Raw genomic sequence first — 12,520 nt, forward strand, 5'->3', positions numbered from 1 at the left:
CTAAGCAATTAGCGCCATTTTGATGGCGATGCATTTCTGCTTTACATACTGTAGCGGGCTAAATATAGTCAAAAAACAGGTCAACATCATCCATACATAAATACAACATCGAAAGGTGCAGTGCTAATGAGTTCTTCTACTGATAATTCAGCGGCTTCCGTTTCGAACAAGAAGCGTCCGGTCATTGCTATTCATGGTGGTGCCGGGGCAATAACCCGTGCGGCAATGAGCATCGAAAAAGAACAACTTTACTTAGCCGAACTGGAAAGGATTGTCAGTGCCGGGCAGGCGATTCTGGCCGCAGGCGGCAGCGCGCTGGATGTCGTGACCGAAGCCGTGCGCCTGCTCGAAGAGTGCACGCTATTTAATGCGGGCAAAGGTGCGGTATTCACCCATCAGGGCACGCATGAATTAGACGCCTGCATTATGGATGGCCGCACGCTGGATGCCGGTGCAATCTGCGGCGTCAATCACATACGCAATCCCATTCTGACCGCCCGCAAGGTGCTGGAAAACAGTCCTCACGTTATGTTTACCGGTGCAGGTGCGGAAGATTTTGCCCGTGCCAATGGTCAGGAAATGGTGGAACCGGAATATTTCTTCACGCAGGAACGCTATGACCAGTTACAGCGCGCCATCGCCGCGGATACCGGTGTAATGCTCGATCACGACGGAGCGTCGCTGAATGCTTGCGCTGACCCGATTGATCCGGAGCATAAATTTGGCACCGTGGGCGCGGTGGCGATGGATGCACTTGGCAATCTGGCCGCGGCCACATCGACCGGCGGAATGACCAACAAGCAGGCCGGGCGCGTGGGTGACTCGCCGATTATCGGCGCCGGTTGTTATGCCAGCAACAATACGGTGGCGATTTCCAGCACCGGCACCGGTGAAGTGTTTATGCGTACCGTTGCCGCTTACGACGTCGCGGCGCTGATGGAATACGCCGGATTAACGCTGGCAGAAGCGACACATAAAGTGGTGCAGGAAAAACTGCTGCCACTGGGCGGAAGCGGCGGAATGATTGCCGTGGATAAATTTGGCAACGTGGAGCTGCCTTTTAACAGCGAAGGCATGTACCGCGGATTTGCCCGGGTGGGCGACGCGCCCGTCGTCAGTATTTACCGCTCATGAACAGTTCCCTGACTCTGCCTCCCGACCACGTTGTCGCGGTCAGCCAGCTCAGCGTGCAGTTCGCGCATGAAGGGCAAATCATCCCGGCGGTAAATCAGCTCAGTTTTCAGGTAAAACGCGGCGAAACGCTGGCCATTGTGGGCGAATCCGGTTCTGGAAAATCCGTGACGTCGCTGGCGCTGATGCGTCTGGTGGAGCAGGGCGGCGGGCAGATCACGCAGGGTGAAATGCAATTTCGCCGCCGTAACGGCGAAGTGGTGGATCTGATGGCCGCGACGCAGCCCGCCATGCGCAGCCTGCGCGGTGCGGATATGGCGATGATATTTCAGGAGCCGATGACCTCGCTTAATCCGGTGTTTCCGGTCGGCGAGCAAATCGCTGAGTCTATCCGTTTGCATCAGAATAAAGACCATCGCGCCGCCCGTGCCGAAGCCTTGCGGATGCTGGATCTGGTGCGTATTCCTGAAGCCCGAAATATTCTCGACAGCTATCCGCATCAGCTTTCCGGCGGTATGCGCCAGCGGGTGATGATCGCGATGGCGCTGTCGTGCAAGCCCGCTTTACTGATTGCCGATGAACCGACTACAGCGCTGGATGTGACTATTCAGGCGCAGATTTTACAACTGATCCGTGTGCTGCAAAAAGAGATGCACATGGGCGTCATTTTCATCACGCACGACATGGGCGTGGTGGCGGAAATCGCCGATCGCGTCCTGGTCATGCATCAGGGCAACAGCGTGGAAACCGCTGGCGTGGACGCGATATTTCGCACGCCGCAACAGCTTTATACGCAGACGTTGCTGGCGGCGGTACCAAAACTCGGATCTATGGCCGGTAAACCCCTGCCTGCAAAGTTCCCGTTACCGGAACAAAATGAGGGTGACCCGGCGCTGGTGCAAAATACCCTGATACCCGGCGCGCCGGCGATATTGCAGGTGCGTGATCTGGTGACCCGTTTTGACCTGCGCAGCGGTATTTTCAACCGTGTTACGCGGCGTGTGCATGCGGTTGAAAAAGTCAGTTTTGATTTGCATCCCGGTGAAACGCTGGCGCTGGTGGGTGAATCCGGTTGTGGAAAATCCACCACTGGCCGTTCGTTGCTCAAACTGGTGAAAAGTCAGGGCGGAACCATCACCTTTGACGGCAAAACGCTGACGGATATCAGCGGCAGCGCGCTGCAACATCTGCGCCGTGATATCCAGTTTATTTTTCAGGATCCTTATGCGTCGCTCGACCCGCGTCTGACGGTCGGTTATTCGATCATGGAGCCGTTGCTGGTGCATAACCTGGCGAAAGGCGCAGAGGCAGAAGCACGCGTTGCGTGGTTGCTGGAAAAAGTCGGGCTGCTGCCGGAACACGCGCAGCGCTATCCTCACGAGTTTTCCGGCGGTCAGCGGCAGCGTGTTTGCATCGCGCGCGCACTGGCGCTCAATCCCAAAGTGGTGATTGCCGATGAATCAGTGTCGGCGCTGGATGTCTCTATCCGCGCGCAAATCGTCAATCTGCTGATGGATTTGCAGAAAGAGTTCGGGCTGGCCTTTTTGTTTATTTCGCACGATATGGCCGTGGTGGAGCGCATCAGTCACCGCGTTGCCGTGATGTATTTCGGCCAGATTGTGGAAATCGGCTCACGGCGGGCGGTGTTTGAAAATCCGCAGCATCCGTATACCCGCAAACTGATGGCGGCGGTGCCGGTGGCCGATCCGTCGCATAAGCGTAAAGATCAGGCGCTGCTGGTGGATGAAATTCCGAGCCCGATCCGCGCGCTTAACGACGAGCCGGTTGTAGCGCCGCTGGTTCAGGTGGCGGAAGGGCATTTTGTTGCCCGCCATGCCATTGCAGGCGTTTACTAATTTTTATGGTTGCTCATCTTGAGCCACTTTTTAACGGGTAAGACAGGAAAGGAACTGATATGAATCAGCATAAACATAAAGGTAAGAACGTTGTCCGTCAGGCCGTGCTCGCTGCCGCTGTTTTCGGTTCGCTGGCTTCGGCGTCTGCGTGGGCGGCGAAAGACGTGGTGGTCGCGGTAGGTTCTAACTTCACCTCGCTTGATCCTTACGACGCTAACGACACCCTGTCCCAGGCCGTGGCCAAGTCTTTCTATCAGGGGCTGTTTGGCTTTGATAAAGATATGAAGCTGGAAAACGTGCTGGCAGACAGCTACACGGTCAGCAAAGATGGCCTGGTGTACACCATCAAATTGCATCCTGGCATCAAGTTCCAGGACGGCACGGATTTCAACGCCGCAGCGGTAAAAGTTAACTTTGACCGCGCCAGCAATCCGGACAGCCATCTCAAACGCTATAACCTGTTCAAAAACATCGCCAGCACTGAAGCGGTGGATGACAACACGGTGAAAATCACGCTGAAAGAACCGTTCTCCGCGTTCATCAACATTCTGGCGCACCCGTCTGCGGTGATTATTTCCCCGGCGGCGCTGACCAAATACGGCAAAGATATCGGCTTCCATCCGGTCGGTACCGGCCCGTACACGCTGGAACAATGGAACCAGACTGACTTTGTGAAAGTGAAGAAATTCGACGGTTACTGGAAAAAAGGTGAGCCGAAACTCGACACCATTACCTGGCGTCCGGTGGTGGATAACAATACCCGCGCCGCGATGCTGCAAACCGGTGAAGCGGATCTGGCGTTCCCGGTGCCTTACGAGCAGGCCGCGTTACTGGAGAAAAACACCAAGCTGGATCTGGTGGCCGCGCCGTCGATTCTGCATCGTTACATCAGCTTTAACGTGACGCAAAAACCGTTCGATAACGTCAAAGTGCGTGAGGCAATCAACTATGCCATCAACAAACAGGCGCTGATCAAAGTGGCGTTTGCCGGTTACGCGGTGCCATCTGAAGGGCCGTTGCCTCAGGGCATCGAATACGCGGCGAAATACAAACCCTGGCCATATGACCCGGCTAAAGCGAAAGAATTGCTGAAAGAAGCCGGTTATCCGGACGGTTTCACCACCACGCTGTGGTCTTCGCACAACAACAGCACCGCGCAGAAAGTATTGCAGTTTACCCAGCAGCAGCTGGCGCAGGTCGGTATCAAAGTGACGGTCACCGCCATGGATGCCGCGCAGCGTGCCGCACAGGTTGAGAACGTCGGGCAGAAAGAGGCGGGGATCCGCATGTTCTATACCGGCTGGTCGGCGTCTACCGGTGAAGCAGACTGGGCGCTGTCGCCGCTGTTCTCCACGCAGGCCGCGCCGCCGAAGCAGTTCAATACCGCGTTTTACAGCAATGCGCAGGTGGATAAAGATTTGTCTGACGCGCTGAAAACGACCGATAAAGCCGAGAAAGCCAAACTGTATGCCGATGCCCAGAAACAAATCTGGACTGACGCACCGTGGGCATTCCTGGTGACTGAACGTCTGGTGTCGGCGAAAAATAAACGCCTGACCGGATTCTATGTCATGCCGGATACTGCCTTCAGCTTTGATGATGCAGATGTGAAATAATATGCGGTGAAGTTTTCAGGGCGCGGGAACCAATGAGCCCGTGCCCTGAACTCGTGTGTTCCGCCGACGGAACATGGATGTCGTACCGTGAAATCACAGACAGCGAATCATGCTTAATTATTTTTTAAAACGATTACTCGGACTGATCCCGACACTGCTGATTGTGGCCGTGCTGGTCTTTTTGTTTGTGCATCTTTTGCCGGGCGATCCGGCGCGGCTGATGGCCGGACAGGACGCCGACGCCAGCGTTGTGGCGCTGGTGCGTCAGGATCTCGGGCTGGATAAGCCGCTTTATCAGCAATTCCTCACCTTTTTCGGCAATGCGCTGACCGGTGATTTCGGTCACTCGATGGTGTCAAAACGCCCGGTCATGGATGAAATCAGTTCCCGCTTTATGCCGACATTCTGGCTGACGCTGACCAGCATGTTGTGGTCGGTGATTTTCGGGCTGGTGATTGGCGTGGTTTCCGCCGTATGGCGTAACCGCTGGCCGGACCGTCTCGGTATGGCGCTGGCTGTCTCCGGTATTTCCTTCCCGGCCTTTGCGCTGGGCATGCTGCTGATGCAGGTTTTCTCTGTGGAACTGGGCTGGCTGCCGACCGTCGGCGCTGACAGCTGGAAGCATTACATTCTGCCTTCCCTCACCCTTGGTGCAGCTGTAGCGGCGATCATGGCGCGCTTTACCCGTGCTTCATTCGTCGAAGTGATGCAGGAAGATTATATGCGCACCGCGCGCGCTAAAGGCGTGCATGAAGCCGTGGTGGTGATCAAACATGGGCTGCGCAACGCGATGATCCCGGTGGTTACCATGATGGGGCTGCAATTCGGCTTCCTGCTGGGTGGCTCGATTGTGGTGGAAAAAGTCTTCAACTGGCCGGGGTTAGGGCGGTTGCTGATCGATTCCGTTGAGATGCGCGATTATCCGGTGATACAGGCTGAAGTGCTGCTGTTCTCGCTGGAATTCATCCTCATCAATCTGCTGGTGGATATGCTGTACGCCGTCATCAACCCTTCCATCCGATACAAGTGAGTTAACGCATGAAAAACTGGCGGCGAAATGCCGTACTCGCGGGTCTGCCGATGGTGACTCCTGGCACCGTACAATCACAGGCGGTCCGGACACCGTGGAAAGCGTTCTGGCGCCGTTTCCGGCGGCAGCATGTCGCGATGGTTGCGGGTGTTTTTATCCTGCTGCTGATTGCCGCTGCGATTTTTGCACCGTGGCTGGTACCGTTTGACCCGGAAAACTATTTCGATTACGACCGTCTGAACGAAGGTCCGTCGCTGATCCACTGGCTCGGCGTCGATTCTCTCGGGCGGGATATTTTCAGCCGCATACTGATGGGCACACGGATATCCCTGAGCGCTGGCGTACTTTCTGTGGTGCTCGGCGCGGTGATCGGCACGGTGTTCGGATTGCTGGCCGGATACTACGAAGGCTGGTGGGACCGCATTACCATGCGCGTTTGCGACGTGCTGTTTGCCTTCCCCGGAATTCTGCTGGCGATTGCCGTCGTCGCCGTGATGGGCAATGGTATGTCGAATGTGATTATCGCGGTCGCTATCTTTAGTATTCCGGCGTTCGCGCGTCTGGTACGCGGCAATACGCTGGTGCTTAAGCAACAAACCTATATTGAATCGGCGCGCAGTATCGGGGCGTCCGACGCCACGATTTTGTTCCGCCACATTCTGCCGGGCACGTTGTCATCGATAGTGGTGTATTTCACCATGCGCATCGGCACATCGATTATTACCGCAGCCAGCCTGTCGTTCCTCGGTATGGGCGCACAACCGCCAACACCGGAGTGGGGCGCGATGCTCAACGAAGCCCGCGCTGACATGGTCATGGCACCGCACGTGGCAATCTTCCCAAGTCTGGCGATCTTCCTGACCGTACTGGCGTTTAATTTGCTGGGTGATGGATTAAGGGATGCGCTGGATCCGAAATTGAAGAATTGAGATTTCTGAAGATATAAAATGCAGAAGCCCGATCATAACTAATCGGGCTTCGCGAACCCTCATGGGGACGGTGGATATCAACTGAAAGGCCTCTGTGGGCAACGAGGCAATAATATCAAAGAGTAAAGTTAAGTCAAATTTAAATCGTTATTAAAGCGAGTTTTCCGATATTTTTATAGAATTAAAAATAGCTTGCTGGATTAATGTAATGATATTTTCAGGAACATACTGAGATAACCACCCACGTTCAGCAAGCATAGGTTTATTCAGTCGTTTATTACTGACGGTTTGGACCAGTCGCACTTTACCCAACAGGTCTTAGGTGCGAAGTATCTGAGACTCCGAATCATTCCTGCCTCAAGCTGAACGTGTAACCTCCGCTTAAGTTTAGTCTCATCTTTCGTTGTGGATAACGGCACCACAATTGACGAATTACCGTTAAGCTTTCCATTTAACACAATCACCAAACGTCGTTTCACCATTTCCGGCGACATATGTGCATCGAAAATATCATCCACAATGAAACCATTTTCATCTCTGAGATATACACCCTAATTACAGTCAAGAATTTGCCCAACCTTGGGCGTGAAATTAATAGACATGACAAATCCTTTATTTAATTTATAAACTCAGAACTTATCGTGAACATAAATCTTTGCCAATGACTGAATCCCTTAATTACGAGATGTCTTCCAGGAAATAATTGGCGATGGCATTTCCGTTGCAAACTGACGAGTTAATTCATTATCGCGCCGAATAACTCCCTGCCCTCCTCCCCCTTCGCAGGGGGAGGAGCAAGGCAAAACCCTGCGTTATTAGCAGGGAGAGGAGCATATTGCGTCTATATTTTTATGCCTTTGAGTGCAAAAACTCCGCATGGAATCGCAGGTGATCTTCCACAAACGAGGCAATCGTGAAGTAGCTGTGATCGTACCCCGGCTGAGCGCGCAGCTGTAACGGCCAGCCGCGCTGACGGGCGATTTCTGCCAGTTTCGACGGCTGCAACTGATCGGCCAGGAACTGATCGCCATCGCCCTGATCGACTAAAATCGGGAACGTTTTTTGATCTGCAGGCAAGGCACTCAGCAGGTGACAGCTGTCATATTGCAACCACTGGCTTTCGTCGTCACCCAGATACGCGCTGAAGGCTTTGCGCCCCCACGGCACCTGTGCCGGATTCACAATCGGGGCAAACGCGGACACTGAACAGAAACGCTGCGGATTACGCAACGCCAGCATCAGCGCACCGTGGCCGCCCATTGAATGACCGAAGATGGACTGACGATCGCTGACTTTGAAATGCCCGCTGATAAGCGCAGGCAATTCATCGAGCAGATAATCGTACATCCGGTAATGCGCTGCCCACGGCGACTGCGTGGCATTCAGGTAAAAACCTGCGCCCTGACCGAGGTCGTAGCCTTCGTCATTGGCGACACCTTCACCGCGCGGGCTGGTATCCGGCATCACCAGAATCAACCCAAGCTCAGCCGCGACGCGCTGCGCCCCGGCTTTGACGGTGAAGTTTTCATCGTTACAGGTCAGACCCGACAGCCAGTACAGCACCGGCGGCGGCGCATCGTCTTTGGCCGGTGGCAGATAGATGCTGAACGTCATGCTGCAATTCAAACTTGCGGAGGTGTGGCGGTAGCGCTGTTGCCAGCCGCCAAACATCCGGTGTTCTTCGAGTAGTTCAATCGAGCTGCTCATCGAAACATTCCTTACTTATTAAAATGAATAACCGTGCGGATAGATTTCCCTTCGTGCATCAGGTCAAAGGCTTCGTTGATTTCTTCCAGCGGCAGGGTGTGGGTGATGAAATCGTTCAGCGCGAATTCGCCGTCCATGTAACGTTGCACAATGCCCGGCAACTGGCTGCGACCTTTCACGCCACCAAATGCAGAACCACGCCATACGCGGCCGGTCACCAGCTGGAACGGACGGGTAGAGATTTCTTCACCGGCACCGGCCACGCCGATGATGACAGATTCGCCCCAGCCTTTGTGGCAGCATTCCAGCGCGGAACGCATCACGTTCACGTTACCGATACATTCGAAGGAGAAGTCCACGCCGCCGTCGGTCATTTCGACGATCACATCCTGAATTGGCTTGTCGTAATCTTTCGGGTTGATCAGATCTGTTGCGCCGAGTTTACGTGCCAGATCGAATTTGCTGGTATTGAGATCAACACCGATGATGCGGCCTGCACCCGCCATTACCGCGCCGATAATCGCAGAAAGACCGATGCCGCCGAGACCGAAGATTGCCACGGTATCGCCTTTCTTCACTTTGGCGGTGTTGATGACTGCGCCCATACCGGTGGTCACGCCGCAACCGAGCAGACATACTTCTTCCAGTGGCGCTTCTTTGTTGATTTTGGCCAGCGAAATCTCAGGAACGACGGTGTATTCGGAGAAGGTCGACGTACCCATGTAATGGAAAATTGGCTTGCCGTCTTTGAAGAAACGGGTGGTACCGTCCGGCATCAGGCCTTTGCCTTGCGTAGTACGGATAGCCTGACACAGGTTAGTTTTACCGGATTTACAGAACTTACACTCGCCACACTCCGGAGTGTAAAGCGGGATCACGTGGTCGCCAACCGCGACGCTGGTAACGCCTTCGCCAACGGCTTCCACGATACCGCCGCCTTCATGGCCGAGGATCGCCGGGAAAACGCCTTCCGGATCTTTGCCGGACAGCGTGTAGGCATCAGTATGACAAACACCGGTGGCGACGATACGCACCAGCACTTCGCCTTTTTGGGGTGGCATCAAATCGACTTCCTCGATGGACAGAGGTTGATTCGGGCCCCAGGCGACGGCCGCACGCGTTTTAATCATTTCCATTATGTAGCTCCAGTCAGGTGTTTTTAGCTAAATCAGATTCAGGTTAATAAGTCGGATGCAATGCCGGGTCATGTTCGCCGGCGAGCGGGTGTTTAAGTAACGGGATCACCCCGTCATTTTGTTCAATAATCAGTTCTTTCAGCGCCCGGACATTCGGGCTGAAGGCGTCCCTGCGCCAGATAAGCCAGGTGGCGGTATCGGCGAATTCATCCGGGATTTCGTGAATTTCTACCCGTTCGTGGCCGGGCAATTGTTCCAGCACCGAACGCGGGATCATCGCGATACCCGCACCGCTGGCGACGCAGGCCATCATCGAATGATAGGACTGAATCTCCATCGTATTGGCGACCGGCACACTCATATGCTTAATCCAGCCCTGCAAACGCTGGCGGTAGGAACAGCTTGGGCGGAACGCAAAAACGGTATGACCGCTGCGACCGGCGGGCACGTCGAGCGGTGATTCGCCCGGCGGACTAATGACCACCATGCGTTCGCGAAAAGAGATACAACCGTTGATATCGTCGAAATCTATCGGGCCATCGACCAGCGCTGCGGCGAGACGTCCGGCACGTACGCTGTCGATGGTTTCGCCGGAAGTGGCAGTCACCAGTGACAATGCCACCTGCGGAAATTTCTGATGATAGGCTGCCAGCAATGAAGGCAGGCGCGTGGCTGCCGTGCTTTCCATCGAGCCCAGTGCGAAATTCCCGGCAGGTTCTCCGGCATGCGTGATGCTCATGGCTTCGTCGCTCAGCGCCAGAATACGCTGGGCGTAATTAAGGAAGTTGTGACCCATCGCAGAAAGGCGGATGCGCTGTTTTTCACGGATGAATAAATCGGTGCCCAGTTCGAGTTCGAGCTGGCGCAGGCGGGTGGTCAGGTTTGATGGCACGCGGTGTAACTGCTCTGCCGCACGCGCCAGCGAACCGGTTTCCGCTACGCAGCAAAACATTCGTAACTGAGTCAGATCCATGAAAGGTCCCTATGTTCTCTTATCGTAAACAAGTTGGTTTGTATTATTCAGTTTTCGTGATTGTACCCATAAGGCATCATAGCGACAACTTTCAATTAACCTTCTTTTAAGAAATCTGCTGTTTTCATCCCCGGGCTTTGAGTATGTTTATTCATTGTTTCTAAGATGTTGCATCTCGGTTTCTTCAGACGGAGCAGTTATGGCTTTTCGTATTGCGCTAAGTGGTTTTCTGGCTTTTGTGGTCGCGATGGGGATTGGGCGCTTCGCTTTCACGCCTCAGGTTCCTTTAATGATAGCTGAACATCAGTTCAGCCTGACCGGCGCGGGACTGGTCGCCGCATTCAACTACCTCGGCTATCTGTGTGGCGCCTTCGACGGAATGCGTGCCGGCAAACATCTCGAACGCCGTCTGTGGCTGGGCGTGTGGGGCGGGGTGATCCTGACATTATTATCTGCGGTGATTTCCGGCGAAGTGCTGCACAGCATTGTGCGCTTTATGATCGGCTGGACCAGTGGCTGGGCGATGGTGATGGTGTCGGCGTGGTGTAACGAACGGCTGGCGCATTATGGCCGTCCGGCGCTGAGTGCTGCGGTATTCGCCGGGCCGGGCGCGGGGATTTTCCTCAGCGGCATGTTAGCGGTGGGCATCCACAGCTTACAGCTGACCTCGGCGCAGGCCTGGTGTGTATACGGCGTACTGGCGCTGATATTCGTGGCGATCATTACGCCGAACCTGCCGCGAAAAGGCGATTTGCACCGTTCCCATGTAGCGACGGGACCGCTGGTGATGACGCCGGCGCTCAAACGTCTGGTCTGGAGTTACAGTCTGGCGGGTTTTGGTTACATCCTTCCGGCGACGTTTTTGTCGCAGATGGCGAGTGCGCGTTTCCCTGACAGTCTGTTCGCGCAGTTCGTCTGGCCGGTGTTTGGCGGCGCAGCAGTCATCGGCATCGTTATCGGCATTCTGACCCGTCATTGTCTGACCACTCATAAACGTCTGGCGCTGACGTTATGGGCGCAGGGACTGGGAATTTTATGTGCGGAAGTGGTGCCGGGCGTGACCGGTCTGGTGCTCGGGGCATTGCTGACCGGCGGCGGTTTCTTAAGCGTGGTGCAGCTGGCCCTGCAGTGCAGTCGCGAACTGGCGCCAAATCACAGCCGTTACATGGCCGGATTGCTGACCACCGGTTATGCCGTCGGTCAGTTGTTCGGACCGGTTTTATCGGCGATTTCTACCGCGCTGACGCATCAGCTCGAACCTGCATTGTATGTCGCGCTGGCCGGTTTTATCATTGCGGGTGGATTAGTCTTCAGGCGTGATGCATAACTTGCAGCTATTTCATCCATCATGAAACACTATCACTGGATTATGAATCCGCACTCCACTACAGTAAGCCACCTCACTTTAGCGTGATCTGCGTCAAAGTGATTACATCTGCCGGAGAAAGAAAGAATGCCAACCCTGAGTAAAGAAGCCATTTTGGTTCACGAGGCCCTGTTAGCCCGTGGCCTGGAAACCCCTCTGCGTGAAGCTTTGCCGATCGACAATGAAACGCGCAAGCAGCGGATCCAGGAGCATATGACCGGTATTATGCAGCTTCTTAATCTGGATCTCTCCGATGACAGTCTGGCGGAAACGCCGCACCGTATTGCCAAGATGTATGTGGATGAAATCTTCTCCGGACTCGATTACGCCAACTTCCCGAAAATCACCGTCATCGAAAACAAGATGAAAGTGGATGAAATGGTCACTGTGCGCGATATCACTCTGACCAGCACCTGCGAACACCATTTCGTGACCATCGATGGCAAAGCGACCGTGGCGTATATTCCGAAAGACACTGTGATAGGCCTGTCGAAAATTAACCGTATCGTGCAGTTCTTCTCCCAGCGCCCGCAGGTTCAGGAACGTCTGACCCAGCAGATTCTGGTGGCATTGCAGACGCTGCTCGGCACCACCAACGTGGCCGTTTCTATTGATGCGGTGCACTACTGCGTGAAAGCGCGCGGTGTGCGTGATGCGACCAGCGCAACGACGACGACTTCTCTGGGCGGCCTGTTCAAGTCGAGCCAGAATACACGACAAGAATTCCTGCGCACGGTTCGCCATCCGTCGTAACTAAAGCCGTGGCGGCGTTCGCT

General features: G+C 54.7%; 11 protein-coding genes. 7 read left to right on the top strand and 4 right to left on the bottom strand.

Going from position 1 to position 12,520, the window contains the following annotated elements:
- The first annotated feature begins 126 nt into the window (after positions 1-126).
- The 5 genes from D6C13_RS03185 to gsiD all read left to right on the top strand — a co-directional run bounded on the left by D6C13_RS03185 (position 127) and on the right by gsiD (position 6,562).
- The gene (locus tag D6C13_RS03185) at positions 127-1,134 is read left to right on the top strand and encodes an isoaspartyl peptidase/L-asparaginase family protein (RefSeq protein ID WP_120131393.1); all 1,008 of its coding nucleotides are present in this window, start codon (positions 127-129) and stop codon (positions 1,132-1,134) included.
- On the top strand, positions 1,131-2,987 hold the full coding sequence (locus D6C13_RS03190) for a dipeptide ABC transporter ATP-binding protein (RefSeq protein WP_120131394.1): 1,857 nt from the start codon (positions 1,131-1,133) through the stop codon (positions 2,985-2,987). The genes D6C13_RS03185 and D6C13_RS03190 overlap by 4 nt, the downstream gene beginning before the upstream one ends.
- A 59-nt stretch (positions 2,988-3,046) precedes the next feature.
- Positions 3,047-4,603, top strand: coding sequence for a glutathione ABC transporter substrate-binding protein GsiB (gsiB, locus tag D6C13_RS03195; RefSeq protein ID WP_120131395.1), 1,557 nt, complete (start codon positions 3,047-3,049; stop codon positions 4,601-4,603).
- A gap of 109 nt (positions 4,604-4,712) precedes the next feature.
- Positions 4,713-5,633, top strand: coding sequence for a glutathione ABC transporter permease GsiC (gene gsiC / locus D6C13_RS03200; protein WP_120131396.1), 921 nt, complete (start codon positions 4,713-4,715; stop codon positions 5,631-5,633).
- An 8-nt stretch (positions 5,634-5,641) separates the two neighbouring features.
- A complete protein-coding gene (gsiD, locus tag D6C13_RS03205) occupies positions 5,642-6,562 on the top strand; it encodes a glutathione ABC transporter permease GsiD (protein ID WP_120131397.1) in 921 nt (306 codons plus the stop codon).
- Positions 6,563-6,828: 266 nt separating this feature from the next.
- On the opposite strand, the gene D6C13_RS25855 is transcribed toward gsiD, so the two are convergent.
- The 4 genes from D6C13_RS25855 to ptrR all read right to left on the bottom strand — a co-directional run bounded on the left by D6C13_RS25855 (position 6,829) and on the right by ptrR (position 10,378).
- A complete protein-coding gene (locus D6C13_RS25855) occupies positions 6,829-7,056 on the bottom strand; it encodes a type II toxin-antitoxin system PemK/MazF family toxin (protein WP_341868021.1) in 228 nt (75 codons plus the stop codon).
- 355 nt (positions 7,057-7,411) lie between these two features.
- Positions 7,412-8,269, bottom strand: a complete 858-nt coding sequence (gene fghA / locus D6C13_RS03215) for an S-formylglutathione hydrolase (RefSeq protein ID WP_120131398.1) — start codon at positions 8,267-8,269, stop codon at positions 7,412-7,414.
- Between the two features lie 11 nt (positions 8,270-8,280).
- A complete protein-coding gene (locus D6C13_RS03220; RefSeq protein ID WP_120131399.1) occupies positions 8,281-9,405 on the bottom strand; it encodes an S-(hydroxymethyl)glutathione dehydrogenase/class III alcohol dehydrogenase in 1,125 nt (374 codons plus the stop codon).
- 43 nt (positions 9,406-9,448) lie between these two features.
- Positions 9,449-10,378, bottom strand: a complete 930-nt coding sequence (gene ptrR, locus D6C13_RS03225) for a putrescine utilization regulator PtrR (RefSeq protein WP_120131400.1) — start codon at positions 10,376-10,378, stop codon at positions 9,449-9,451.
- 199 nt (positions 10,379-10,577) lie between these two features.
- On the opposite strand from ptrR, the gene D6C13_RS03230 reads away from it, so the two are divergent.
- Both D6C13_RS03230 and folE read left to right on the top strand, forming a co-directional pair.
- Entirely contained in the window at positions 10,578-11,705 is a 1,128-nt protein-coding gene (locus D6C13_RS03230; protein ID WP_120131401.1) for a YbfB/YjiJ family MFS transporter, read from the top strand.
- 126 nt (positions 11,706-11,831) lie between these two features.
- Positions 11,832-12,497 carry a GTP cyclohydrolase I FolE gene (gene folE, locus D6C13_RS03235; protein WP_095922690.1) on the top strand — a complete coding sequence of 222 codons (666 nt, stop codon included), beginning with the start codon at positions 11,832-11,834 and terminating at the stop codon, positions 12,495-12,497.
- Positions 12,498-12,520: the final 23 nt, after the last annotated feature.

This window comes from Rahnella woolbedingensis, from assembly GCF_003602095.1.
In the GTDB taxonomy this organism is placed as follows: Bacteria; Pseudomonadota; Gammaproteobacteria; order Enterobacterales; family Enterobacteriaceae; genus Rahnella; species Rahnella woolbedingensis.